Consider the following 26477-nt stretch of genomic DNA (forward strand, 5'->3'; position numbering starts at 1 on the left):
AACAGGTCGGAAAGGGCTTCGACGGATTCGATCACAGTTTGGAAAAACGGCTGGGTTCATGAGTTCGATCGCAATGATTCTCACCAAATTCTAGAATTTGGTGAGTGCACTGATATTAATTCAGAGCTTGATTACTCCGCCGCTTTTGATCCGGTCATTCCCATGATTTCGTAGCCCGCATCGACGTAAATCACTTGTCCGGTGATACCGCTCGACAAGTCACTACAGAGAAACGCTGCCGTGTTACCAACTTCAATCTGAGTCACAGTCCGACGCAGTGGCGCAACTTCCTCGACGTGGTGAATCATATCGAGAATGCCGCCGACCGCAGAAGAAGCCAACGTGCGAATCGGGCCTGCCGAGATAGCATTCACGCGAATATTGTTCTGACCGAGTTCTGATGCGAGATAACGCACATTCATTTCTAAGGCAGCCTTGGCGATTCCCATGACGTTGTAGTTCGGAATCACTTTTACGCCACCCAGGTAAGTTAGGGTGACAATGCTACCGCCTTCGGTCATCAGGGGCTTTGCGGCTCCGGCAAGCTGGATCAGCGAATAAGCACTGACATCGAGTGCAAGAGAAAATCCACTGCGCGAAGTGTTGGAGAAGTCTCCAGATAAATCTTCTCTGTTGGCAAAGGCAAGACAATGAATCAGGATGTCTAACTTGCCCCATTTGTCGCGCACGGTGTTAAATGCGGATTCGATCTGAGCCTCATCCTGCACATTTAACGGCAGAAATAAACTCGGCTGCAAGGATTCGGTCAGTTCTGCGACTTTCTTTTCTGCTTTGCCTTTTTCGTCGGGTAGATAAGTAATTCCAATGTTTGCGCCTGCTTTGTGTAACTGTTGAGCAATGCCCCATGCGATCGAGCGATTGTTAGCAATTCCCGTTACAAGTGCGTTTTTTCCAGTCAGGTCTAGCATGGTCTTCTACCGTGGTAAGCATTTATGAGGATACCAGAATCTGACACGCCATAATTGAACTGATCGATTCGGATAGAACTCAAACTCGTGCAATGAAGCGAAGCACTCGATTGAATCGAGGAAACGTGGAGATTTACGGCATGAATAGCTTAAGACCGTAGATTGATTGTAGAAGATGCGATTTCTTAATTTATCTCCGCAACGCTGATTCAAAACCCGCTACATCTCAATTGTTATGCAGTTATTATGCAGTGCCATTGCCATCCTCAACTGCTATGTCGAAATGAAGCACTTCTTCGCGAATGCCCAATTTCGTGTACAGCGCGATCGCGGGTTCATCATCGATATCTGCCTGCACGAAAATAACGTATGCTCCTCGGTCTTGGGCGATCTGCTTAAGCTCCCGAATCAATGCTGTCGCGATACCCTTACGACGATGAATTGCGGCAACAGCCAAATCATAGATGTAGATCTCGCTGCGCTCTTGCTCGAACTTCATCAACTCATAGGCTGCGATACCGCCTACAACTTCGCTGTCCTGCACAGCAGCGATCCCAATGAAGTAGCCGCTGTTGAGCAGACGCTTGAGATAAGTCACACTAGGTCGATTCCCGCTGTAGGTCTCCACTTCATTAAAGGCTTCGCCAAAGATTGTCAACATGGCTTCCAACAAAGCTACGTCGTCGGGCGCGATTTGGTGAATGCTGAAACGGGATTGTAAAGACAAGTACACCTCCTAAACTGCAGCACAAAAGAATTTCTCTAATTCCTAACTCGCCAGTACATTGGGAGTGCCTGTCTGAGCTTTGGGATGGGATGAATGAAGATCAGGGTTCTGTTGCCCCTCAAATTACTAAATCTCCGATGACCACCACTCTCAATTCCTGAACTCGCTTTAAGGCTGAATCATTTGTAAGAAAAACATAGCACCCAGCCACGATAGCTGTCCCAACTTGGAGAGCATCTGGCAGTTTCAAATTATATTTCACTCTCAATTCTGCTGCCTTTCGTCCTATGACTGCATCGATTGACTGAAGAATTGTGTTCTCCCCGTTCACAATTGCTGCGTTAAATTCCTGTTGCAGTGCTAACAAACCCTGGCGTGTTGGTAAGATCAAGCATTCTGATAAAGTGATTGGCGAGGTAACAGCTTGAAAGGTATTATTTTGTACGCCTTGAAAGATACGTTGAACGATCGCAAAGTAACTAGAGTTCCGTTCAATATAATAGATGGCTGGGGCTGTGTCTAAGAAAAGTTGGGTTGCGCCGTTGAAAGCTTGCTCAAATTGCGTGACATATATTGTTTTCAGAACTGCTGTTCGCGATCGTCCCACTCATCGCGGATTCGATTAATCCAAGCTTGAGCATCTTCACCATTGAGCAAATTCGGCGCGGCTCCTTCTAAATCCTGCCAAGATTTTCTAGGCTGCGCTTCAAGGGTTTGCATCTGCTGAACTTGCTCGATTAGTTGCGATCGTTCTTCGGATGTGAGTTGAGCAATTTCAGCCAGAACTTGCTGCAATCGAGGACTCATGATGATTCTCCAAACAAGTTAGCTCAATTGTACTTCCTGAGCAGTTCAGCGAATTGCGATCGTGGCTCAAAGCTGTAGCCTGATTGTAGCGGATGCGATCGCTAATCCTTTCTCAACGATTGTTATAAACCCACTAGAACTATCTACTATGTGCGGCGTGATACAACCTAAATTCAGCTATCTTGTGTTGCAGCATGAATATTAATATCTGACCACGGTTCAAATTCGTAAGGAGCCTGTAAATCATCATAACGCTGTAAAAAATACGCACTAAGCTCCTGAAATGACTGCACTAAGATAGCTTCCTCTTCTTCATGTGGAAGGATATACCACCGATTTCGATCAAGCGGGTGAAAGAGAATGGTATCCCCATCAGCACTGCCAAAAAATCCCACACATTCCACTGCATGAGTTTGTGTCAAAATCTGTGAGCTTCTACCCCAGAACCAGAACTCAGCCAGCCGATCACGTGGCTCAAATAAATTTTGATCTAGAGGTGGGAATGCTTGTACATGAAACTCGGTTTCCCCAAAACCTAAAGTGCTAATAAATGCTCGATAATCTCCTGGAAACGTAAATCCTAGTCGCGCTTCGATAGCTTCTAATTCCTTGATAGAAACAGTAGATAGTGTTGCGTCAGAAATAAATGTAATGCCCTGGAAATTGATTCTTTGCATACAATTAGTGGGGTTTCATTTAATATATCCACCGTGGATAAGCTGTACTAGCAATCAGAGCAGAATGAAAAAGATGGAGAGTGTTTCTCCCCATCTTCCCAATCTTCTAACTCGCTTCAGACTTCAAAAGCCGATCGATCAACGATGCCGGACGTTGTGCATATTGCCACGCAAACGCATGACGGAACGCCGCATCCTGACAAACCTCCAACTCTTCAAACCCAATCACATCCTGAGTCAGCAGCGTTTCATACTCAAACGGCAACCGCACATCATTCAGACCCGCGTTATCAGTACAGATCGCAATATCCACGCCTGCATCAAAACACTGATCAAACACCTGTTTCAGTTGCCGAACTTCCTGAAGCGTCCCCGTTTTCAGGTAAGTGGTCGGACAGACTTCTAAGCACTGACCTCGTTGCGCTACTTCTCCCAGCAAATGTGGGTAACGGAGCGGAATTTGAATGCCATGCCCGATCCGATCCAAAAACGGTAGCAGTTCGGGATAATTGCCTTCCGTTTCGTACAGGTGACAAGTTGTATGGAGATTGAGCGATCGCGCATATTCAAACAGCCCGATAAACTCCTCCAACCGTTCCCCATAATACGAATCACCGCCCGCCAAATCGATCGCGCAAATATACTCCGGCATCTGAGCCGCTAAATCCACGATCGCTCGATTCACCTCATACGGCAATTTCGAGTGCATACAGAGAATCTGACTGCTGACGATCGGATATTCTTTTAACTGACTGGCACGACCGACAATCTGAGCAATTTCGGTCATCTGCTCGATGCGATGCGACTGATCCAAGTTCGGATTCGTTCGCAAATAAGGCGTATAGCGAAGTTCCAAGTACGCCAAATTCTCGAAAATGTACGCGCCCCGCATCAAGCGATAGATGAAATAGGGCAACGCCTCAGCCGTTTGCACACCTTCGACGATCGTATGCAGTTCCAAATACTCATCGAGCGTGTTACGCGGACGAGTGTAAAAATCTTCAAATTCAGCATAAGCGGAAAAGCGATCGATTAATTCCGATTCGCTGCGTTCTAAATAGCGCCACAAAATGCGAGGGACAACCGAGCCGCCTAAGTGACGATGCAATTCTGCGTATAAAGCCACGGAAACCTCTGTATCAATTCTGATGATTGTTCCTATTCTGACCTGTCATTCTCAACTTGACAGGCTCTTTGTAATACCAAAATCGATTTTTTACACCCTGAGTACAGCTACCGGTAAAACCCTTCTCGCTCCACAGGCTTATACAATAGTAAGGAGACCGACACTTACTCGAAGGGAAACACAAATGGATTTGGTTGCGCTTCAAGGGATTTTAGATAACTTATCCTTTGCCGTTTTATTTGCCACGATGCTGATTTACTGGGTCGGTGCAGCCTTTCCACAGATTCCTTACGCATCGGCTTTAGGCACCGCAGGAATGGCGATCGCCAATCTTTCAACCGCGACGCTGCTTGCTGCTCGCTGGATCGAAGCGGGCTATTTTCCCCTGAGCAATCTTTATGAATCGCTCTTTTTCCTGGTTTGGGGCATTACTACGATGCACCTGATCGCTGAGAACATGAGCAAAAGTAAGCTGGTTGGAGTTGTTACGGCTCCGGTTGCGATGGCAATTACGGCATTTGCAGCCCTCACTCTACCCGACACGATGCAAGCCTCTGCCCCTCTGGTTCCGGCTTTGAAATCCAACTGGTTAATGATGCATGTCAGCGTCATGATGTTGAGCTACGCCACGCTGATGGTCGGATCGTTACTGGCGATCGCCTTTCTCGTCATTACTCGCGGACAAAATATCGAACTCCGAGGAAGCTCGATCGGAACGGGCAGCTACCGCGAAAAATCCTACCAACTGCACCGCTCAGAAGAAATGAATGCGAACTCTGGCGGAACTGCCGTTTTAGAGCGCACAACCCTTTCTCCTCAGCGCTTGACCTTAGCCGACACCTTAGATAACATCAGCTACCGCGTCATTGGGTTAGGCTTTCCGCTATTGACGATCGGCATTATTGCAGGCGGCGTTTGGGCAAACGAAGCTTGGGGATCGTACTGGAGTTGGGATCCAAAAGAAACCTGGGCGTTCATTACCTGGCTTGTGTTTGCAGCTTATCTTCATGCCCGGATCACCAAAGGTTGGCAGGGTCGGAGACCTGCAATTCTCGCCGCAGTCGGCTTCGTCGTGGTTTGGGTTTGCTATTTGGGCGTGAATCTGCTCGGTAAAGGACTCCATAGCTACGGATGGTTCTTATAATGCACAAGAGAACGGGAGCGAGGATAGAAAAGCGACATGGATAATGGATTTACCCCAATGAATGAAGATGAAGTCTTGTTCGTCGATCGCGGTCGCGTTTTGATGGGCAATCCGACTTTCAAAGTCAGCGAATTTCTAGATGAGCTGGCACAAGCCGTCAGCGATAACTCAAGCGATTGGTCAGAAGATTGTGAAGCTTGGTTTGATGAAGGCTTAGAGTGCGAGGCGCTGCGGCTCACTTCTGGTGCAGGATGGCAACGAGGTAGAGTCCGAATCCGGTTAGAATTTGCGCCGCTTAGACCCCAAGAACGATTACCGGAGCGCTCTTCTGCTCGGCAGCCTGAGCCTTTGGGCAAGCCTGAACCGCTCACCGATCGACTCCGCCCCAGAAATATTGACGATATTTACGCTGCCGAAGACGATTACTAATCTTCCGTACAGACGCGATTAATCGCGTCTCTAGCGTCTCTCTAGCTATATGACGCAATCTTGGACACCGCTCCATGCTCAAATTCATCGCACAATTCGCCAACGCTACCTCTTACACAAAAATCAATCGATCGTCATTGCCGTCTCTGGCGGACAAGATTCACTCTGCCTTGCTCAACTGCTTGTAGATTTACGATCGCGCTGGAATTGGCAACTCGCGATCGCGCATTGTGATCACCGCTGGCGCTCTGATTCCCAAGCTAATGCCGAGTATGTAGCAACCCTAGCTCAACAGTGGAACCTACCGTTTTATCTAAAGACTGCTGACTCTGCGCCCAGCAGCGAAGCGGCTGCTAGAGAATGGCGTTATGCTCAGCTTCAATCGATCGCAGGCAAAAGCGCAATCGTCACGGGACATACGGCAAGCGATCGGGCTGAAACGCTCTTATTCAACTTAATTCGCGGCAGCGGAGCCGACGGATTGCAATCCCTTCATTGGACACGATCGCTCAGCTCAACTCAAACGCTAGTGCGTCCACTATTGGAATTGACCCGATCTCAAACCGGTGACTTCTGCCGCGATCGTCATCTTCAAATTTGGGAAGACAGCACAAACTCGGATCTGACTTATGCTCGAAATCGAATTCGACAGGAACTTATTCCCTATCTAAAAACGTATTTTAATCCTCAAACCGAGCAACACTTAGCCCAAACGATCGAACTTCTCTCCGCAGAAGTCGAGTATTTAGAGAATGCTGCCCATGAAATCTACGAACAAGCAATTTCACCTGATGGTTTAAATCGTCAAGTTTTGCGTCAGGCTCCAATTGCCCTCCAGCGCCGAGTGATGCGGAAGTTTTTAGTGCGATCGCTCAACTTCAATCCCAATTTTGAGCAAGTTGAAAAACTGGTTGCATTGATCGCTGCGCCAAACCGATCGCGCACCGATCCATTGATCAAAACGACGATCGCGCAAGTCCGTGGCAACTTCATTTGTCTCAGCCAGATTTCTTAAGCCACTGCATACTGCGGACTCTGAGTCAGGTTCGCAATCACTGCTTTCATTTCCCCAATCACGTGATGTTGTCCGCCGGACTGTGCAATCGCTTCAAGGTGCTGCCCCATTGCAGCGATCGAATCTTGAACCGGTTGTAGCATCTCTTGGTACAGCGAAGCTTTACCCGCAAGTTCCGCCGCTGTCACTCTTTGGACTTGCAATGCCGCTTCAATTTGCTCTAATTCGCTGCGCTTGGCATCTTGATTACCCGATTGCTCATTGACTTGATGCTGAAGTTGTTGGGTCTTTAGCTCAAGCTCTTGAATCTGTGCTTCGATTTGCTGTAATTTTTCAGCTTGCTTTTGGCGCTGTGCTTCAATTTGGGAAAAGACGATCGAAAAATCTAGTTCGCGTTCTCTATCGGGTTCTGCTCCACCGCGCCGCACGAGCACCGCTTTATGTTGGCGCAAGATTGCCTCTTTTTCTCTTAAACTGCGGCGCTGACCGACTAAAGTTTGATGCAGAAATTCATAAGCATCCTGCTCATCGGTTAGCTCCGTTTCAAGGCTCATGCGATCGAACTCATTCACCTGAGCAATCTTGTCTTTGAGTGCCTGAATCTCCTCCTCTTTCAGCCGAAGCTCCTCATCCTGATGATGCACAAATTGCGAGGACTGATCAAACTCACGCTGCATTCCTTGCACAACCGATCGCAGTTCTCCAAGATCCATAGTTTCCAGCGCTTGCACATCGATGATCGGTGCGTCACTATCGACCCCTTCAACCATGTTTTGAAGTTGCTGGTGCAACTGAGTCTGATACTCAATCTGTGCTCTGAGCAGTCCAGCAAACTCCTGCTGACTCTGCAAAAGAGAATGCTGGGTTCCTAGCTCGATTTTGGCTTGTTCAAGAGACACTTGTGCCTGCTCCCAGGCTTGCCACTGCTCAGCCAGATGATGTGCCTGTTGGTCAATGTCTTGCCGCATCTGTTCCGCCGAATGCCGCTGCTCTTCTAGCGTCTGCCAGTGATGAGTTAGGAGACTTTGCTGATAGTTGAGTAGCTCATGGCACTGCTGCATCGCTTCAGGCGATGTCCCAGATTCGACTAAGCGATCGAGCCATTGATAAAGTTCCTGTGCCTTCGCTTCATCCAAAACACAAGCCCCGAATAATTCTGCTTGTTGCTCTTCTAACTGGCGCTTTTGTCCATGTAACTGCTCCCATGCCCCCTCTAATTCCTGGCGATTGCGCTCTAGCTCCTGCTGTTGGCGCGCCAATTCTTCCCGCTCTGCTTCAAACTCCTGGCGCTGCTGCTCTATTTGCTGGCATTCAGCCTCCAGGATTTTTAGCTCCTCCTGCCGCGCTTCCATTTCCATTTCCCGGCGGGTCAATTCCTGACTCTGGTACGTCAGCGACTCGTTCCACTGCTCGATTTCGACTTCTTTAGTCTTGATTTTGTCTTGCAGCCGTGAAAACGTTTGCAGAATGTTGGCGATCGGGCGACCTGCTTCTTGAACCCGCTGTACCTGCTTATTGCCAGTCAAATCGACGAGCAAGAGCGTCCCAGAGCCAAACTTACTCGCTTCATCCGCAGCAATAATCTCCTCTGCGGTAATCGCGCTCCAATTTTGCTCTGCTCGCTGACAAGCCAGTAACTTCAGTTCAGACTTGCCACCGCCCATGATTCCGCCTTTCTTCTGAACCACTTCTGCTAGATACAGCACACTAATAGCCCTCTTCTAATCGATGCTCAATGCTTCGCTTAATGTGCCCGAACTGGCTGCGTTCTACCCATCTGATCAAAAATTTTGATCACTCGATACCCCAAAAAACCGAATCTTTAAAAAATTCGATACGCCCCAGCATTAGCGGATACAATGTGGGGTCAATTCACGCAGATTCAATTTAGCTGCATTGTGAATGTCGATCGTCCCCCGACCTATGGCATCCCTTCATGCAAGGACAGTTAAGCGAAATTGATATCAGAAGTATTCTGCAACTGATCGAACTCGGTCAGCGCACGGGTGAATTATTTGTTGAGGCTTACTCGCCGCAATCGTCTGGTGCGCTCAATCGTCGTCACCTTCGGCACAGTAGCGTTGATCATTATCCGTCCTGGTTTGTCTTTTTTCTCAACGGTCAGATCGTTTATGCCGGAGAAACAGAGTCGGATTTATCCCGCTTACGCGATTATTTACATCGGTATCGCTTAGAAGCCACGATCGACCAAATTCCGGCATCGTCGATCGCGACCTTCAACACCCCAGAGTACGGCTGTCTTTGGGCACTACTAGAAAATCATCTCGTCACACCCGCTCAAGGGCGCAGTATTCTCCGAGGCATGGTGCAGGAGACGCTGTTTGATTTGCTCAGTCTCCATCAAGGCTCATTTGTGTTTGAGCTAGGAAATCCACTGACCCCTCAACTGCTAACGCTGGAAATTGCACCCCTAGCGATGAAAATGTTGAAGCAGATTCAAGAGTGGAAACAGCTCCATCCACAGCTTCATTCTCCGGATCAATGTCTCTTGATTGCAGAGGCAGCAAGACTTAAAGCCGCACTTCCCGAAGCCACGTTTCAAGCACTTGATCGCTACCTGGACGGACAAACTTCCATTCGCCAAATCGCTCGATATCTGAATCGTGATATTTCTACGGTTGCACGGGCAGTCTATCCGTATCTTCAGCGCGGTTGGCTACAGGCCGACCACGCCGTTTCACCCTCACAGCCTGCTTCGGAACTGTCTTTGCAGATCAAGGCTCCTAAAGTCGTCTGCATTGATGACAGCCCAACGATTGGGAAGGCAGTAGAATTAATGCTAAATCGCAATGGTTACGAAATTACGACGATCGAAAATCCACTGAGTGCCTTGAGTTTGGTGTTTCAACTCAAGCCCGATTTTATTCTGTGCGATATTGCAATGCCAGAGCTAGATGGATATGAACTCTGTGCCATGCTGCGACAATCGACCGCATTTCGGCACACCCCGATCGTCATGTTGACCGGCAAAGATGGATTTATCGATCGGGTGCGGGCGCGAATGGTAGGGGCAACTGATTATTTAACCAAACCGTTTGGAGAACATGAAATTCTGATGCTGCTTGAAAAATATATTGGGATTGGACAACCTGACCCAATTCCAACAACCGCGCAAATTTTGGATGCTTTAGAAGCAGAGCTTCGTTTAAATCCCTCGTAAAAATACTTGTTTTTGCAGTAAATCAGATTATTTCAAGATTTGCGGGTACTTTATTTAGTAAGGATTCAAGGTAAACGGGGCTTAGTCCCTCCCGTCATCGGTTCAGCCAAGCTCACAGGTAGGGGGTTATGAGTACAGTTTTAGTCGTGGAAGATAGCGTCACTCAGCGAGAAATGATTACGAATCTACTCAAAGGCAGTGGAATCGCCGTGACGATCGCGACCGATGGCGTAGAAGCCTTGGAACACATTGAGAAGCACTGTCCCGATTTAGTGGTGTTGGATATCGTCATGCCTCGAATGAATGGGTACGAGGTCTGTCGTCGGCTTAAAGCAGATCCAAAGACTCAAAAAGTACCTGTCGTGATGTGTTCCTCAAAAGGAGAAGAGTTCGATCGCTATTGGGGCATGAAGCAGGGCGCAGATGCCTATATTGCCAAGCCCTTTCAGCCGACCGAACTCGTGGGTACGGTGAAACAATTGTTGCGTAGTTAGGAAATAGAGGTAATGGTAGGAAGTCCAGATTTCTTAACCGGAAGAGGGCAGGATCAAGCGCCCGAATTTCAAGAGCTAGAAAGCCCTGAAGGTGAGTTGCATTTGCGCTTCTATACACCGTCGGGGGCTGAATTTGCTTTGCCTGCAACTGGAATTCGCGAAGTGCTTTCTCCCTCACCGGATCGAATTACACCTGTTCCCAATGTTTCGCCGCTCCTGCTCGGAACGCTGAATGTTCGAGGTCGAGTGGTTTGGGTGGCAGATTTGGGGCAGTTTTTAGGCGATGCGGCAGCACTCAACACCGATCGCCCAGAAATTTCAGTGATCGCGATCGAAGATCAAGATATTATGCTGGGCTTAGCGGTCGATCGCATTCTGGGGATGGAGTGGCTTGATATTGACCATGTACAAGCTGCAACCGCCGTTCCTGACTCTGTTGCACCTTTTCTACGGGGAGAATGGGTTCTCGCTCAAGAAGGGGGGCAATGTTTGCGGCTGCTCGATCAAGTTTCGATCTTACGATCAGCACGGTGGGCAGCATGAGGAGCGTGTCAAGCCGATCGACACTGAATTTAGAAAAATATGTTGATTCTGTGAAGAATCTAGGGAATTCTCCTTTCAAGAGAGGTTCTCTGCTCGAGATACACTTTAATGCTGCACATCAGAAACTTGAGCGCTTGAAAAACGTTTTAATTGGTTGCGCCGCAATTTATCAGAGTATGTATCATTTTCACTTTACCCTAACTGCTCCCAGTTTCAAATCCGGTTTTCAGAGCAGCACGTACTTGCAGGAGGAGGCATATGGCACGAGGAAATGAGTTTGCCCAAGAATATCAGCAGGCAGAGCGAGCCTATATGCAGGGCAAGTATGAAGAAGCCGCAGGCATTGTTGATCGTCTAGTCGATCACTATCCTGACGATCCAAGCGCTCGATTATTGCGTGGTCACATTTACTGCTACGGACTTCAGAAATATGATGTGGCACAAGAGCAGTATCAATCGGTGCTGAAGCTGACCTCTGACCCAGAGTTCGTCGATTACGCCAATAGCGGATTGGCCTATGCGGGGCAGTTTGCAGCAAATGGAGTAGATAGCATTGGTGATACAAACTTAGAAACCGATTACTCAGCATTCGGGGAGTCCAATGGTTTTGCCGCTTCTGATGTAAACTCGCTTGATCACCTTGTGCTACACGATGACGGATTTAATGCAAATACCGAGCATGACGCTTTATTTAGCGATCCGTTTGAGGCAAACTACAACGGTCACAAAAGTCTTCAAAATGGAAACGGCTCAAAGCAGCACAATCATTTTGGCTTAGATGATCCGTTCGCGATCTCACCCAGTCACACTTCAGGCACTCTCGCTCAATCAGACTTCACAGCAAACACTGATTTTTCAAGCGTTCTAGACGATTTTGATCAAGTCTTCGCAGCAGACGATCACACAACTCCCAGCGGCATGACGACTGTTTCAACCAACCCAGGCATCTCTAGCGAAGCAGATCTGGGTCACAGCCCGATCGTAAGCCGCGACACCAGCGAAGATACGTTATTTATGGCAGCTCCCAGTTTTTACGATGAGCAAGCGGCGGCTCAGTTTGACTTTCCGGCTGAGCAGGGCAAGTTTGCCCCGATCGACGATGAACCGAACGATCGCGCTCCTGTAGCTCCCGGTAGCCAAAGCAACGTTGATTTTCTTGACAATTTTGAAGACTTTGACGACCTCGGCAATCTAGCCGATTTTGACTTGTCTGAAGATTCTGCCGGCTTTACCAGTCCCTCGGTCGGCAGTGCCTTTGGTTTCTCTTCAGATCTGTCAGCCGCTTCAGATAGCACCGACCTTGATTTTGTCCAAGACCCAGGCTTCGGCTCTTCAAACGGTGCAGGTGCGAAACTGTCTGAAGACGAACTGTTCAGCATCTCCAGCACTGCTGAACCGGTTCCGAGCTTTACCACTCAGGTCGATGCACCGGTTGCCGACCCCACACCCACCGTTGAGCAGGGTTGGTTAGCTCCCCTGGAAAATGCCTCATTTGCCACCAAGCAGGCGATCGCGGCTGGAGCCGCAGGAATTGTCTCAGCAATCGCGGTGGCGGTTGTGAGCTTTGTCTCATCTAATCAAGCTGCACAGCAGAATAATGGGGCTGTCGTCTCGCAACTACGGACAACGGGGATCATCATGGCGTTAGCAGGGGGAGTCTGCGGTGGCGGTGCGGCGCTTGCTGTCGGGCAACTCACAGTGCGTCATATGAAACGATCGGCCAACGACCTCAGAGCGCAGTTTCAAGCGGTGTCTCAAGGTCACTTTAGCGCCCGCGCCTCGGTCTTTGCCGAAGATGAACTCGGTCATCTTGCAGCCGAATTCAATCAGATGACGCGCATCATCTCCACAACCACAAGCGAAGCACAGCGTAAAGCAGAAGAGCAAGAGCAGGCAAAAGAAGATTTGCAGCGCCAAGTGATTCGACTGCTCGACGATGTAGAAGGCGCAGCGCGGGGAGATTTGACGGTGCAAGCAGAAGTCACCGCAGACGTGCTGGGAGCCGTTGCCGACTCTTTCAACCTCACGATTCAAAACCTGCGCGAAATCGTTCAGCAGGTGAAGCAAGCAGCGCGCCAAGTAAGCAAAGGTTCGACCGAAAACGAGATGTTTGCTCGCAGTCTGTCCTCTGATGCCCTTAGACAAGCCGAAGAACTGGCGGTGACGCTGAACTCGGTGCAGGTGATGACGAATTCAATTCAGCGTGTGGCAGAAAGTGCTCGTGAAGCGGAAGAAGTCGCAAAAACCGCATCTGCTACCGCACTGAAAGGTGGCGAAGCCGTAGAACGAACGGTTGCAGGGATTCTCGAAATTCGGGAAACCGTCGCAGAAACGACTCGCAAAGTGAAACGATTGGCGGAATCCTCGCAAGAGATTTCTAAGATCGTAGCGCTGATTTCTCAGATTGCTTCCCGCACCAACTTGCTTGCACTGAACGCGAGTATTGAAGCGGCGCGGGCAGGGGAAGCAGGAAGAGGATTTGCGATCGTCGCCGATGAAGTCCGACAACTGGCAGACCGAGCCGCTAAAGCCTCCAAAGAGATTGAGCAAATCGTTCTACAGATTCAAGGTGAAACTGGCTCCGTAATGACCGCGATGGAAGAAGGAACCCAGCAGGTGATTGAGGGGACTCGACTGGCAGAGCAAGCCAAACGATCGCTCGAAGATATTATTCAGGTTTCGAGCGTGATTGATACGTTGGTGCGATCGATTACTGCCGATACAGTGGAGCAGACCGAAACTTCGCGCAACGTCGCTCAGGTCATGCAATCGGTGGAACTCACCGCACAAGAAACTTCGCAAGAAGCGCAGCGGGTGTCTGGTTCACTGCAAAACCTCGTCGGTGTTGCCCGCGACTTGCTCACCTCAGTAGAACGGTTCCGCGTGGAAACCGCAGAGCGTAAATAAGCGCTCAACTTTATGCGCCCGACCCAGGAACTTCGGCTACAGTGAAGCCAATCAAAATCACTCCGGGTTAACCCACCTCGATGACTCAACCGATCCCCACTGGGTCATCTTCATCCCAGAGACTTCCGCGTTCAACTTGAACCAGGCTCGACGGAGATTACTCATCTACAGCAAAGGAACAGTGCGATGCAGCCGGAACAACAGCAGCGAATCATGGGCTATTTCATTGAGGAGGCAAAAGACCACCTCAATACGATCGAGCAGGGTTTGCTGAATCTGCGAGGCATGATGGCAGATCCAGAACTGGTGAACGAAGTCTTCCGGGCAGCTCACTCGGTTAAGGGTGGGGCTGCAATGTTGGGTTTTCACAGCATACAGAGAACGTCTCACCGCTTAGAAGATTATTTCAAGGTACTTAAAGAGGCTCCCAACATTCAGCCAGACCACAAACTGGAGACGCTTTTATTAAGAGTGTATGATGCGCTCAAAGGCTATTTAGAGCAGCTACAGACTCCTGCTGGACTAGACGAGGCAACCGCACAAGCGTCTTTAACCCAGCTAGAGCCTGTATTTTCCGAGGTCGAGCAGCACCTGGTTCAGCTACAACAGGCAGTTCGTTCTAGCTCGACCTTTACTCAATCTCCCGTGGGAGATCCTACGCTTGTGGTGATCTTCCAGAATGATGTGCCCGCACAACTGCGTGAGATGCTGCAAACATTTCGGCAAGCTGAGACAATGCTGGATGCGCGGGAACGGCTACAGGGCATCTGTGAGGGTTTACGGGGGCTAGGCGAGGCGTTCGGAGTGACGCAATGGAGTCAATTAATTGAGATAGCAAGTCGGGCGATCGCGAATCCTGTGAATTCGTATCGTGATCTTGCACAGGTGTTAATTCCTGAGATTAAGCAAGCTCAAGAACTGGTTTTAGCGGGACGCGCTCAGGAAATTACTGCCAGCCAGAAGCTACAGGCGATGGTTCCTGCGCCCACTAGCGCGGCTGAGATGGAGTTAGACTTAGCAGACTTCTTTGCGATCGCAGAGGGCGATTCCTCAGACGACCTTGATTTTTCAATTTTAGAGTTTGCAGCAGACGACTCCACAGCAGAGGCTTCAGATTTTGATCGCTTATTTGATTTGGACGAGTCGGATGCGCTCTCACCAAATCGGTTAAGTCTGGATGGATTGTTTGATTTACCTGATTTAGAACAAGCACCAGGAGCAACCGATTTCCTCAATCAAAAGGGTCCTGATGTGGGCATGGAGGAATTGAACAGCCTTGCGGATTTATTTGAGGATGAGCTACCAGGGTTAGAGGCGACTTGGGAACAGGAGGAAGTACTTGATATTGCAGCGCTTTCTGATATATCGAGTGCGGAATTAGATGCAGAGGTGGATGATTTTACAAATTTTCTATCTGAATCTTCTGAAGAGCGTGGAACTCAGGCAAACGCCCAGATTGATGATTTAGCAGATTTATTTGAAGATGAGCTTTTGGACGGGCTCGATGCGCCAAACTTAACCTCTGAGGCCGAGATCGAGGAGCTACTAGATTTTTCTGAGAATTTAACAGAGTTTGAAGGGAGTGCTGTTCCACTCGACAATGCGGTTGTCGTAACGGAGACGACTGCATCTGACTTAGACTTTGATGAACTGGGGGTGTCGCAAGATGCTGAAGCTGATTCTGCCAATCAGCTTGATGTGAAAAGCGACAATTCCTTAGAAGATTTGAGTGAGCTATTTGCTGGGCTAGACAACTCAGACCTGGATTTTCCATCGGCACTAAATCAAGCAAACCCTTCAGAGTCGATCGAGACATTAAACTCAGCGAATCTCGATCGAATGTTTGAAACCAGCCCTCCTGAAGATCTAAGTTTCGACAGCTTTGATTTATTGAGTTTAGACAATGATTTTGATGGATCATTAGGAAGCGAACTCACCGAGGCAACACAGCTCAACGGTTTATCAGAACTGGTTCCTGATCCGTGGGATAACCTGAATCTAGAAGCAGGTGCTAATTCCGTACAATTCGAGGGTTTGTTTGAGTCAACGGAAATGCAACCTTCTGTGGAGGGTACGGATTTATTCAATGCTGATGATACAGAAAATTCGGGGTTTGCGGCACAAGACTTAGAGCAATCCGGTCTAGATTTGGATGCCCAAGAAGATGAAGTCCTCAACTCATTATTTTCTGGAGAGATTACGGACGACGCTCCGATTGAGAATTCGACTTTCGATGTTAGTGAATTTGAGATTTCTTCTACGGATTTTGAACTTGACCATCTCTTAGATCAGCCAAAGGCTGAAGCAGAAGCGACATTAAACGGATGGAACGAGTTTGACGAAGAAATCGAACTTAGCCTCAGCGAATTTAGCGAACTTGGTACGGACGAAGAGAACACGCTAAATGGTCAGGGAGCTATTAACTCAGAATCTTTAGGAAGCTTAGAAGATGAAGATTCTTTTGCAGATTTACTGAATTTTTCAACACCTGAGTCTCTGCTTGATACTGAAGCCAACTCCGAGAACGGTGCTTCACTAAATTTGGAAGATTCGCTTGCTGATTTGCTGGATTTTTCTGAGTCCTCAACCGACCTGTCGATCGAGGAACCCTCGCTAGAAGCACTCAACTTTGATGCTCTCGTGGGTGCTGAGTCTACCAGCGATTCTTCGTTAAGTTTAGAAGACCCGATCGCTGATTTGCTGGATTTTTCCGCTGAATCTTCAACCGATTTGTCGATCGAGGAAGCCTCGCTAGAAGAGTCACTCAGCTTTGAGGATCTCATGGGGGCTGAGTCTATCAGCGATTCTTCGTTAAGTTTGGAAGACCCGATCGCTGATTTGCTGGATTTTTCCGCTGAATCTTCAACCGATTTGTCGATCCCGGAGCCTTTGTTAGAATCATTCAACCTTGATGATTTTTCTGAGGTTGAGTCATTAGGCGAAACAGACTTGTTGGAGCAAGAGTTAGGAGTCTTGCAGAAAAACTTATTGAGCGCACCGGATGTAGAGCCACAGCTAAGCGGCTTAGAGCCTAATTCAGAATTAACAAATTCAGAATTAACAGAAGACACATCGCTTATTCTCGATGATTTATCCAACCTTGACTTCGATCAGTTGGGCACAGAACCCTTGACCGAAGAAACACTGGATATTGATCAAAGCGGCTTCTTCGATGAAGTTAATTTCGATGAAGTTAATCTAGATTTAGTAGATCTAGGAGATGAGAATCGTGATTTCGCGAATTCTAGTGATACTAGCCTAGATGAGCTTGACTCCTTACTTGCAGAGGTTGAGTTGCCAAGTGAACCCACTAGCGACACCAATCCGCTTCTCGATGCAGGACTCGGAGCAGCCACGATCGCTGGATTAGGAGCAGGATTTGCCGCCCTCCAATTCGACCCAACGACACCCGAAGCAGATAGTCTCGATGATCTTCTCAACTTACCTGCTTCAGAACTAGATGAAACATCCAGCAATCTAGATGAGTTAGAGTCTCTACTGGAGGAGGCCACTCCTACCAGCGCTGCGATCGATCAGTTCGATGACCTGGAATCGCTCCTTGGGGATGCTTCAGACCCAGCCTCGCTCAACTTTGCCGCAGCCCACGAAGCAGAGGCAGAATTCGGCGACTTAGAGAAGATGCTGGAGGAAGCCGACATGACGATGGGCGGCTCTGCTGCAAGCCGTACTGCCACTCCACCCGGTCGCCGCTCAACCCGTGTGGCAAGAGGATTCAACGAACAAACAATGCGGGTTCCGATCAAGCAACTCGACAATCTGAGTAACTTAGTCGGGGAACTGGTAGTCAACCGTAATAGCCTAGAGCAAGACCAAGAGCGGTTGCGGCAGTCGCTCGATAACCTGCTGTATCAGGTGCAGCAGTTGAGTGATGTCGGTCAGCGAATGCAGGATTTATACGAGCGATCGCTGCTCGAAAGCTCGTTGCTGGCAAGTCGTCAAAATCGCCGCGTTGCGTTTGGGGGTTCAGACCGGAGCGCAAACGGCAACTCGCTCGGAGTCGAGTATGACCCGTTAGAAATGGATCGCTTTACCGGATTCCACTCGCTGTCTCAAGAAATGATCGAGTTGATTGTGCGAGTGCGGGAGTCTTCATCGGATATCGAATTTATTGTCGATGAAGCGGATCAAGTGACGCGGATGTTCCGGCAGGTGACAACGCAACTACAAGAAGGATTGACGCGATCGCGAATGGTGCCGTTTGCTCAAACCGCCGATCGCCTGCCGCGTGCAGTTCGCGATATTGCAATGAAGTGCGGCAAACAAGCAGAACTGGTGATCGAAGGGCGCGACACGCTGATCGACAAGATGATTCTGGAGCATTTATACGATCCGATGACGCATCTAGTAAACAATGCGATCACACATGGAATCGAAAATCCAGAAGTCCGCTACACCACAGGAAAAGCACCCACAGGTCGAATCACAATTCGAGCGTTTCACCAAGGCAACCAGACCGTGATTTCGGTCTCGGACGATGGAGCAGGGATTGATGTGGAACGGGTGCGATCGAAAGCGATTGAGAAAGGGTTGATCACGGCAGCAGAAGCAAAGAATGCAACTCGTCTCGATATTTACGATTTGCTGTTCCATCCTGGATTTAGTACGAAAGATCAAGCTGATGATTTTTCGGGGCGTGGTGTGGGCATGGATGTGGTGCGGACAAGTCTCAGCGAGATTCGAGGCACGATTAGCATCGATTCAGCCCACAACAAAGGAACCACGTTTACGATTCGGCTGCCTTTAACGCTGAGTATTTCTAAAGCGCTGTGCTGTATTAGCGATCGTGCCCGCATTGCCTTCCCAATGGATGGCGTTGAAGATATGCTCGACCTTCCGAAAGAGCGACTTCATACCGATGCAGAGGGACAAGCTTGTATTACCTGGCGTGATACAGTGCTGCCTGTGCGCCCATTGAGAGAATTGCTGAGCTATAACCGTCATCTCAGTCGAGGAACGGTTTACGGGGGCAATCAGGAAGACGACTTGGTTTCGATCGTGATTCTACGAAGCGCAGGAAATTATCTAGCGCTACAAGTCGATCAAGTCTTAGGCGAACAAGAAATCGTCATCAAGCAGCTTGAAGGCCCGGTGCCAAAACCGCTCGGTGTTGCAGGTGCGACGGTGCTAGGAGATGGGCGGATTATGCCGATCGCGGATGTATTGGAGCTGATTGACCTGTCACTGGGTCGAATTCGTCGCGATGCAGGCCCAATCTGGGAGCAAGGAACGGCTCAACCTGTCGTTGAGACGGCGGCAGTGAAGACCGAGCCAATGGTACTCATCGTAGACGATTCGATTACAGTCCGCGAATTGCTATCGATGACCTTCAATAAAGTCGGTTATCGGGTGGAGCAAGCCCGCGACGGTCAGGAAGCTTGGGAAAAACTGAGATCGGGTCTGCCCTGTGACATTGTGTTCTGTGACATTGAGATGCCCCGTATGGACGGACTGGAATTGCTATCGCGAATTCAGAAAGACCCGAACTTGTCGAATCTCCCGATCGCAATGCTGACCTCGCGGGGTGCCGATCGACATCGCCAAATGGCAGCTTCTCTGGGCGCAAGTGGTTACTTTACCAAGCCATACTTAGAAGAAGCGCTGCTTGATGCGGCACAGCGGATGCTCAAGGGAGAGGTGCTAATCTCTGCGAACAGCCCTGGAAACGGTTGAGGTTGGATTCCTAGCGACCTATAGCGATCCTAAATCAGCTGTGAAGGTGGAGTGCCGTTCCTTTTCAGCCCCCTCCTCCCTACTTTTTTAGCGCTCACAACTCTAGTAGGATCGCTATGGCTGAGACGGAGCTTTAACGGCTCCGTCTTTTTTAATGAATTGGACAAATTCCTAATTCTGTAGATCGCTACCCCCTTTTTTGCGATAACCTACAAATTCAAGAATATGTCTACAGATTTGAGTGAAACTTTTTTAGCAAGTAAGCCCCGATACAAAATTTTATATCTCTCAAACTTTGTAGAAAAAGCGACATGAATTACTTTAGATGTCATTAAGGAAGGGCATAGAGTTCTGGCGAGCGCGCGATCGTCGGGTGTCGAGATTCGTAATATCCGAACACGGAAGGAAGGCTGCGTAGCAGATGCGGCTCTAATCCTGCTATAGTGTCACATAGAGATGAACTGTCGCTTCAATCAGAATCGATGCCTGAGCATCGATTAACCACCCGAACACTTTCTGTTTAGTTAAGTATTTTTGCTGAAATCGCCTCGTAGTATTTACGTAGTATTTCAGCAGTGATAGTGGTGTTTTTCACCCTGTCAAGTCGGAATCACCGCCTTGGCAGAATTTGAATTTTAGACTAAATCTGACTTAGCTCTCCTAGGAAGCAAATGATCGAGAGTCTCTGACAAATGTGAGGCGACCAAGCTGTTTGACCTTGTAGGAGGTTTTTATGCGAATTGCCCAAGTTACCCCATTGTGGGAGCGCGTTCCGCCCCCGGCGTATGGTGGCATTGAATTAGTTGTGAGCTTATTAACCGATGAATTAGTCCGTCGAGGTCATGAAGTTACATTATTCGCAACGGGTGACTCCCTAACCTTAGCGGAGTTGGAATCAGTACATCCCCGTGCGATTCGGACTGACCCAACCGTGAAGGAATACCAAGTGTATGAGTCCCTGCAACTTGCTCAGGTGTATGAGCGTTCGCACGAGTTTGATATTATTCATTCTCACATGGGATTTGCGGCTTTGCCCTTTGCACAATTTGCGACAACGCCAACCGTTCATACGCTACATGGCGTGTTTACTCCGGATAACGAAAAGCTGTTCTCGTATGCCCGATCGCAGTCCTATGTCAGTATTTCTGATGCACAGCGAGATCCGCGCTTGGGTCTGAACTGTGTTGCAACGGTGTATAACGGCATTGATGTGGATAGCTACAAGTTTTACGCCAAGCCGAATGATCCCCCCTATCTCGCGTTTCTCGGTCGGCTCTCACCGGAAAAGGGGCCGGATCACGCGATCGCGATTGCTAAACGCACAGGACTCCCGTTAAAGATGGCAGGTAAGATCGATGTTGTCGATCGTCAGTTTTATGAGGAAGTGTTAGCGCCCCAGATCGATGGTGAGCAAATTCAGTATCTGGGCGAGGCGAACCATGTGGAGAAAAATACGCTAATGGGGCAAGCAATGGCAACGCTATTCCCAATTACGTGGAAAGAACCGTTTGGTTTAGTCATGGTCGAGGCGATGGCGGCAGGAACACCCGTGGTTGGGATGCGCCTCGGCTCAGTTCCAGAAGTGGTTCAAGATGGCAAGACTGGATTTTTATGTGAAACGATCGACGACTGTGTTGCTGCTTTGGATCGTCTTGCAGAGATCGATCGTGCCATGTGTCGTCAGCATGTGATCGAGAACTTTAGCGTACAGCGCATGACCGATGGATACGAAGCTGTATATCGGCAGTTGCTCGGTGAGACTATGTTTCCTGCAAGTGAGCAATTAGTCGGTCAACTCAATTGAGCCACGGAGAGAACGTAACGCAGAAGGATGAAGGGTAAGCACGGTTTATCCTTCACCATTGTTCAAATTTGTGGAGGTAGAAGTAATGGTTATAATCAATGAAAAGTTTGCTCCGGTTCAAAGTCGATTGCAGAGTCCGAGACAGCCGATCGCGTTGATTTCTGAACATGGTGATCCGGCGGCTGAAGTGGGTCGGGAAGAAGCGGGGGGTCAAAATGTGTATGTGCGCCAAGTTGGAGAAGCGCTTTCTCGCTTGGGTTGGCAGGTGGATCTGTTCACCCGCAAAGCAAATCCGAACGATGAGACGATCGTGCAGCATACTCCCCATTGCCGCACGATTCGATTGAAGGCAGGCGCGGAGAAGTTTGTGCCGCGTGATCAGTTGTTTGAGTGGATGCCGGAGTTTGTGGAATCGTTTCTTCAGTACCAAGCAAAGCATCATTATCCGCTCATCCACACGAACTACTGGATGTCGGCTTGGGTAGGATTAGAGGTGCAAAAGACCCACAAGGTTGAATTGATTCACACTTATCATTCGCTGGGTGCTGTGAAGTATCAGGCGGTTCCGAATCGTCCTGCGATCGCCGACACTCGTTTGGCTGTGGAGAAACAGATTCTAGAGCAGGCGCGTTGTATTGTGGCAACAAGTCCTCAAGAAGAAGAGATGCTGCGATCGTGGGTATCGCAAGAGGGTCGGATTGAAGTGATTCCTTGTGGCACCGATTTGGGCAGATTTCATACGATCCCAAAACTGCAAGCGCGTCAGGAGTTAGGACTGAAGCCGACGGATGAAGTTGTATTGTATGTGGGACGATTCGATCCGCGTAAGGGAATTGAAACGCTGGTGCGATCGTTTGAGTTAATTTACCGAAACGCTGTTGATCCTACGAATTTACGCTTGGTGATTGTGGGAGGTAGTGCTTCTGATCAATCTGATGGGCAGGAGCGCCAACGGATTGAGCAATTGGTGAATGAATTGGGAATTGCAGGGAATGTAATTTTTGCCGGAAGAGTCGGGCACGATCGCTTACCGCTTTATTACACGTCGGCGGATGTCTGCGTGATTCCGAGCCATTATGAGCCGTTTGGATTGGTGGCGATCGAAGCGATGGCGTGTGGAACGCCTGTGGTGGCTTCGGATGTGGGCGGTTTGAAATTTACAGTGGTTCCAGGAGAAACGGGATTGTTAGTGCCGCCTCAAGATACCGCCGCGTTTGCAATGGCGATCGGGCGAATTTTGGATGATGAATTGTGGGCGAGAAAGTTACGCAAACGAGCATCGGAACGGGTGCAACAGAACTTTAGCTGGACGGGCGTTGCGGTGCAGTTGAGTGATTTGTATCGGCGATCGTTGGCGGAGTCGATTATGAATGACGGCGTAATTTTGGCTCCGAGAAAAGTTGCCTATTCGCGGGTGAATTCGATTCCTTTAAAGGTTTCGTAGAATCTAAGCTCTTCTGCTAGTTCTCGATCGAGGTTTTCTCGACTAAGAAGTGCTTCCCTAGACGCGACGACCTGATATCAATTTAACGTGAGTCTCCAACGAAGGCGTGCCTGTGGGAAGGGCGCATCTTTGTTGGAGACTCACGTCAATTCAAATTGCTAAAGAAGAAACTGAACTGTCGTCACATTGCAGTTTGATTTGGTATTAGACCGAGCAGAGTTCGAGAATTCTCAGCATAGCAATGTCAAGCTGAGAAGAGTATTGGGTCAATGCTTTTCCTAGATCAAAGATTGCTTTTTCTAGTAAGTAGTGATTTAACAATCGTTGCAGTTCGTCAGAATTCTGCGGTAGGAAACCATCCTGCTGTGCGACCTCAAGATAAGCATCCAAAAAAGTGGTGCTGACCCATTGTTTCCAGGCTTCTGCCCATTGCTTCATGTTCTCCAATTGATCCGGCGCAAATTCTGCATTGCTAATTTCATTGTTTAGCGCGATCGAGCTTGCAAAATAAAATGAGTGCAGCATTCCGGCAACATCGCGTAAAGGAGAACGCTTCATGCGGCGATCGTTCAAACTCCGCGAAGTATTGCCTTCAAAATCAATCACCAGAAAATCTTTTCCGGTGTAAAGCACCTGTCCGAGATGATAGTCTCCGTGATATCGAGTCCGCATTGCCGTAATTTTTAGATTCAGAACGCTGCGGAATTGGTCTAGACAAGGCTCGTATTGTCCCAAAACTTTCTGCGCGAGTTGGGGGTTTGGCATTTGGTATAGCTCATTTCTCAATGCGAGAAAGACCTGGCCAGCGAGATTACGAGCATACTGGTAAATCGATCGCTGATACAAAGAGGTAAATGGTTCTGGCTTAAAGTCGGGGTTTTCAGAATCAGAAGCTAAAGCGATGTGCAATTCAGCCGTTCGTTGTCCCAAGCGTTGAATATTGACAAGATAGGCTCCAAGCGCAGTCTGGGCGGCTTCTGGAATGCTTTCTTGTAGCGTACAAGCTCCATTCTCACAGGAGGTAACTGCATCAAAATAGGTACGAAGACTATCTAATGTATAGTCCCAACCATTCCGCGCATCCGAGATAAACTCTTGCAGAACTGCGATCGTTGAAGGTGGCTTGCTAGGGGATTGATAAGTGAGTGTGCCAACAATGGCAGGAATTTGAGTAAATCGCGACTGTAAAAACTGCCGCATCTCAACATCCGGGTTAATGCCTTCTTCAACAATGCGGAACAATTTGAGAATATAAGCAGCTTCTGCACTGGTTTTTACCGATTCACCGTAGATGATCGATGTATTGTTATGCTCACCTTTGAGCAAGGAAGCTTCCAGCATTGGAAACTGTCTGATCGCGCTCACGCTCAGTTGTCCAGATTGACCGGGATAGCGATCGCCATCTGAGAACCGTTCGAGCAATCCAACTAGGAATGCTGGATCAGCGATCGCTGCAAACAATACCCCGTCTCCTTCAACTTGAGCAATGATTGATTCAGCCGGCAAAGACGAAGCTCGATTACTATCTGCATGAGCCACAATCACAATGTAGGTTTCAGGCTGCCCTTGAAGGTAGTTTACTTGTAGCCAAACCATCTGAGCTTCATGAGTTTGGTACGGAATCGTGATCGACTCGACAACCTGAGCCGATTGCACTGGGCGGGTTCTTGCTCGGAACCAGCGATGCTGCATTAGATGATTAACCAGAATTGTTTCCAAGGCAGCTTTACTCGTGGATTGTGTCAACGCGCTTTGCCAGTTTCCAACTAATCGCAATGTGGGTAATTCTGAAGGTACGATCGTTTCAACTTCTTGGGGTTTGAGGCTAAACCAGTAAAACGCATAGCCTCCTAAGCTGAGAAAATAAGGTGCATCCTCAATGGCTGGAAACTGTGTTCTGCCAAAGACCTCAACCGGAACAAAACCAGAAAAAGCAGAGAGATCAAGCTCAACGGTTTGCACAAAGCGAGATAAGTTCGCAACGACTAGGATGCACTCATCTTTGAAGGCGCGGGTAAATGCTAAAACTTTACGATTTTCCGGGTGTAATAGCTGAAATTCTCCCTGTCCAAAAGCATGAAACCGTTTTCGAGTTGCAATCAAGCGCCGCATTGCGTTTAACAACGAATTCGGGTTCGATCGCTGAGCTTCAACATTCACGGTTGTATAGTTGTACTCAGAATCTACAATCAGCGGTAAGTAAAGTTTGTGGGGATTGGCGCGGCTAAATCCAGCATTGCGATCGTCACTCCACTGCATCGGCGTTCTAACGCCATTACGATCGCCTACATACACATTGTCGCCCATGCCAATCTCATCACCGTAGTACAGCACCGGGGTTCCCGGCAAGGAGAGCAATAGACTGTTTAACAGTTCGATTTGTCGGCGATCGTTTCCAAGTAGCGGTGCCAATCGTCGTCGAATCCCTAGATTGACTCGCATGTCTTTGTCTTGAGCATAGACGCGATACATATAGTCTCGGTCTTCATCTGTAACCATTTCTAGGGTCAGTTCATCGTGATTTCGCAGGAAAATTCCCCACTGACAGTTTTCTGGAATGGTTGGTGTTTGCTGCAAGATATCACTGATGGGAAAACTATCTTCCATTCGCACCGACATAAACAATCGCGGCATTAATGGAAAGTGAAAGTTCATATGACACTCATCGCCTTCGCCATAATAAGCCGCAGCATCTTCGGGCCATTGGTTTGCCTCAGCCAGCAGCATACATTCGGGATAGTCTTTTTCCACGCGCTGACGTAGTTTCTTCAGAAACTCATGGGTTTCTGGTAAGTTCTCGCAGTTTGTTCCTTCTCGCTCATACAGATAGGGCACTGCATCCATTCGCAAGCCATCGACCCCCATCTTTAACCAGAAGTCTAAGACCTCAAACACGGCTTCTTGGACTGCCGGATTGTCATAGTTCAAATCGGGTTGATGTGAGTAGAAGCGATGCCAAAAGTAAGATTTAGCCACTGCATCCCATGTCCAGTTAGAAACCTCGAAGTCCTGAAAGATAATTCGTGCTTCTTGGTATTTTTCAGGCGTGTTGCTCCAGACATAGAAATCTCGTTCGACAGAGCCTTCTGGGGCACGTCGAGCGCGTTGAAACCAGGGATGCTGATCAGAAGTGTGATTGATGATTAGCTCGATGATGACGCGAATTCCACGGGCATGAGCGGCTTCTAGAAAGTCCTTAAAGTCTTCGATCGTCCCATAGATCGGATTGACGCTGGTATAGTCTGAAATATCATAGCCATCATCGCGCAACGGAGACGGGAAAAAGGGCAGCACCCAAAGTGCCGTTACACCCAGATTTTGCAAATAATCCAACTTCTCAGTCAAGCCGCGAAAATCCCCGATGCCATCGGCGTTGCTATCTGCGAAAGCACGAACTGGAACTTCGTAAATAATGGCATCTTTGTACCATTGAGGATCGTAGTTGAGCGTTGAAGATTGCATCATCGTCGCCGTTAGAATTGCTGAAATTACGGTATTACGCTAGGAGGTTTTAGGAATTTTCGTCATCCTCCTAAGACTGATTCTTCACAAATTGCTT

The 26477-nt window shown here is 48.6% G+C and carries 18 protein-coding genes; 10 read left to right on the forward strand and 8 right to left on the reverse strand.

Going from position 1 to position 26477, the window contains the following annotated elements:
- Window positions 1-131 precede the first annotated feature (131 nt).
- From fabI to NC981_RS11300, 6 genes are all read right to left on the reverse strand, one after another.
- Entirely contained in the window at window positions 132-929 is a 798-nt protein-coding gene (fabI, locus tag NC981_RS11275; RefSeq protein WP_348242912.1) for an enoyl-ACP reductase FabI, read from the reverse strand.
- Between the two features lie 244 nt (window positions 930-1173).
- Complete coding sequence (locus NC981_RS11280; RefSeq protein WP_277881354.1) at window positions 1174-1656, reverse strand: AAC(3)-I family aminoglycoside N-acetyltransferase; 483 nt, start codon at window positions 1654-1656, stop codon at window positions 1174-1176.
- Between the two features lie 118 nt (window positions 1657-1774).
- Window positions 1775-2263 carry a type II toxin-antitoxin system VapC family toxin gene (locus NC981_RS11285; RefSeq protein WP_348242913.1) on the reverse strand — a complete coding sequence of 163 codons (489 nt, stop codon included), beginning with the start codon at window positions 2261-2263 and terminating at the stop codon, window positions 1775-1777.
- Window positions 2236-2463 carry a hypothetical protein gene (locus NC981_RS11290; protein WP_348242914.1) on the reverse strand — a complete coding sequence of 76 codons (228 nt, stop codon included), beginning with the start codon at window positions 2461-2463 and terminating at the stop codon, window positions 2236-2238. Before NC981_RS11290 ends, NC981_RS11285 begins: the two co-directional genes overlap by 28 nt.
- 173 nt (window positions 2464-2636) lie before the next feature.
- A complete protein-coding gene (locus NC981_RS11295) occupies window positions 2637-3140 on the reverse strand; it encodes an SMI1/KNR4 family protein (RefSeq protein ID WP_348242915.1) in 504 nt (167 codons plus the stop codon).
- A gap of 106 nt (window positions 3141-3246) precedes the next feature.
- Complete coding sequence (locus tag NC981_RS11300) at window positions 3247-4266, reverse strand: adenosine deaminase (RefSeq protein ID WP_348242916.1); 1020 nt, start codon at window positions 4264-4266, stop codon at window positions 3247-3249.
- A gap of 184 nt (window positions 4267-4450) precedes the next feature.
- Here NC981_RS11300 and ccsB point away from each other — a divergent pair, with 184 nt between their 5' ends.
- The 3 genes from ccsB to tilS are packed head-to-tail and all read left to right on the forward strand — an operon-like array spanning window position 4451 to window position 6854.
- Complete coding sequence (gene ccsB, locus NC981_RS11305; protein WP_190376650.1) at window positions 4451-5410, forward strand: c-type cytochrome biogenesis protein CcsB; 960 nt, start codon at window positions 4451-4453, stop codon at window positions 5408-5410.
- Between the two features lie 36 nt (window positions 5411-5446).
- The gene (locus NC981_RS11310; protein WP_190376651.1) at window positions 5447-5839 is read left to right on the forward strand and encodes a KGK domain-containing protein; all 393 of its coding nucleotides are present in this window, start codon (window positions 5447-5449) and stop codon (window positions 5837-5839) included.
- A 49-nt stretch (window positions 5840-5888) separates the two neighbouring features.
- A complete protein-coding gene (gene tilS, locus NC981_RS11315) occupies window positions 5889-6854 on the forward strand; it encodes a tRNA lysidine(34) synthetase TilS (protein WP_348242917.1) in 966 nt (321 codons plus the stop codon).
- Here tilS and hmpF read toward each other — a convergent pair.
- Window positions 6851-8560, reverse strand: a complete 1710-nt coding sequence (gene hmpF / locus NC981_RS11320; protein ID WP_348242918.1) for a pilus motility taxis protein HmpF — start codon at window positions 8558-8560, stop codon at window positions 6851-6853. The genes tilS and hmpF overlap by 4 nt on opposite strands.
- A 230-nt stretch (window positions 8561-8790) precedes the next feature.
- Here hmpF and NC981_RS11325 point away from each other — a divergent pair, with 230 nt between their 5' ends.
- The 7 genes from NC981_RS11325 to NC981_RS11355 all read left to right on the forward strand — a co-directional run bounded on the left by NC981_RS11325 (window position 8791) and on the right by NC981_RS11355 (window position 22918).
- Window positions 8791-10035, forward strand: a complete 1245-nt coding sequence (locus tag NC981_RS11325; RefSeq protein ID WP_190376654.1) for a response regulator — start codon at window positions 8791-8793, stop codon at window positions 10033-10035.
- A gap of 128 nt (window positions 10036-10163) precedes the next feature.
- Window positions 10164-10529, forward strand: coding sequence for a response regulator (locus NC981_RS11330; RefSeq protein ID WP_190376655.1), 366 nt, complete (start codon window positions 10164-10166; stop codon window positions 10527-10529).
- 12 nt (window positions 10530-10541) lie between these two features.
- Window positions 10542-11072 (forward strand): chemotaxis protein CheW, encoded by a 531-nt coding sequence (locus NC981_RS11335; protein ID WP_190376656.1) that lies wholly within the window; start codon window positions 10542-10544, stop codon window positions 11070-11072.
- A gap of 258 nt (window positions 11073-11330) precedes the next feature.
- Entirely contained in the window at window positions 11331-13979 is a 2649-nt protein-coding gene (locus NC981_RS11340) for a methyl-accepting chemotaxis protein (protein WP_348242919.1), read from the forward strand.
- Between the two features lie 186 nt (window positions 13980-14165).
- Window positions 14166-19670: a response regulator gene (locus tag NC981_RS11345; protein WP_348242920.1), complete on the forward strand. Its 5505-nt coding sequence runs from the start codon at window positions 14166-14168 to the stop codon at window positions 19668-19670.
- 733 nt (window positions 19671-20403) lie between these two features.
- Complete coding sequence (locus NC981_RS11350) at window positions 20404-21474, forward strand: glycosyltransferase family 4 protein (RefSeq protein WP_348242921.1); 1071 nt, start codon at window positions 20404-20406, stop codon at window positions 21472-21474.
- An 85-nt stretch (window positions 21475-21559) separates the two neighbouring features.
- Window positions 21560-22918 carry a glycosyltransferase family 1 protein gene (locus NC981_RS11355; protein ID WP_348242922.1) on the forward strand — a complete coding sequence of 453 codons (1359 nt, stop codon included), beginning with the start codon at window positions 21560-21562 and terminating at the stop codon, window positions 22916-22918.
- A gap of 204 nt (window positions 22919-23122) precedes the next feature.
- Here the strand turns inward: NC981_RS11355 and treS are convergent, their stop codons facing one another.
- Window positions 23123-26380 (reverse strand): maltose alpha-D-glucosyltransferase, encoded by a 3258-nt coding sequence (treS, locus tag NC981_RS11360; RefSeq protein WP_348243229.1) that lies wholly within the window; start codon window positions 26378-26380, stop codon window positions 23123-23125.
- Between the last annotated feature and the right edge of the window lie 97 nt (window positions 26381-26477).

It is taken from the genome of Leptolyngbya sp. DQ-M1, from assembly GCF_039962505.1.
Lineage (GTDB): Bacteria > Cyanobacteriota > Cyanobacteriia > Leptolyngbyales > Leptolyngbyaceae > Leptolyngbya.

Excerpts from the sequence above, each read along its gene's own strand:
- fabI (WP_348242912.1), bottom strand. The coding sequence starts at position 929 with ATGCTAGACCTGACTGGAAAAAACGCACTTGTAACGGGAATTGCTAAC.
- NC981_RS11290 (WP_348242914.1), bottom strand. The coding sequence starts at position 2,463 with ATGAGTCCTCGATTGCAGCAAGTTCTGGCTGAAATTGCTCAACTCACA.
- NC981_RS11295 (WP_348242915.1), bottom strand. The coding sequence starts at position 3,140 with ATGCAAAGAATCAATTTCCAGGGCATTACATTTATTTCTGACGCAACA.
- ccsB (WP_190376650.1), top strand. The coding sequence starts at position 4,451 with ATGGATTTGGTTGCGCTTCAAGGGATTTTAGATAACTTATCCTTTGCC.
- NC981_RS11310 (WP_190376651.1), top strand. The coding sequence starts at position 5,447 with ATGGATAATGGATTTACCCCAATGAATGAAGATGAAGTCTTGTTCGTC.
- tilS (WP_348242917.1), top strand. The coding sequence starts at position 5,889 with ATGACGCAATCTTGGACACCGCTCCATGCTCAAATTCATCGCACAATT.
- NC981_RS11325 (WP_190376654.1), top strand. The coding sequence starts at position 8,791 with ATGCAAGGACAGTTAAGCGAAATTGATATCAGAAGTATTCTGCAACTG.
- NC981_RS11330 (WP_190376655.1), top strand. The coding sequence starts at position 10,164 with ATGAGTACAGTTTTAGTCGTGGAAGATAGCGTCACTCAGCGAGAAATG.
- NC981_RS11335 (WP_190376656.1), top strand. The coding sequence starts at position 10,542 with ATGGTAGGAAGTCCAGATTTCTTAACCGGAAGAGGGCAGGATCAAGCG.
- NC981_RS11340 (WP_348242919.1), top strand. The coding sequence starts at position 11,331 with ATGGCACGAGGAAATGAGTTTGCCCAAGAATATCAGCAGGCAGAGCGA.
- NC981_RS11345 (WP_348242920.1), top strand. The coding sequence starts at position 14,166 with ATGCAGCCGGAACAACAGCAGCGAATCATGGGCTATTTCATTGAGGAG.
- NC981_RS11350 (WP_348242921.1), top strand. The coding sequence starts at position 20,404 with ATGCGAATTGCCCAAGTTACCCCATTGTGGGAGCGCGTTCCGCCCCCG.
- NC981_RS11355 (WP_348242922.1), top strand. The coding sequence starts at position 21,560 with ATGGTTATAATCAATGAAAAGTTTGCTCCGGTTCAAAGTCGATTGCAG.
- treS (WP_348243229.1), bottom strand. The coding sequence starts at position 26,380 with ATGCAATCTTCAACGCTCAACTACGATCCTCAATGGTACAAAGATGCC.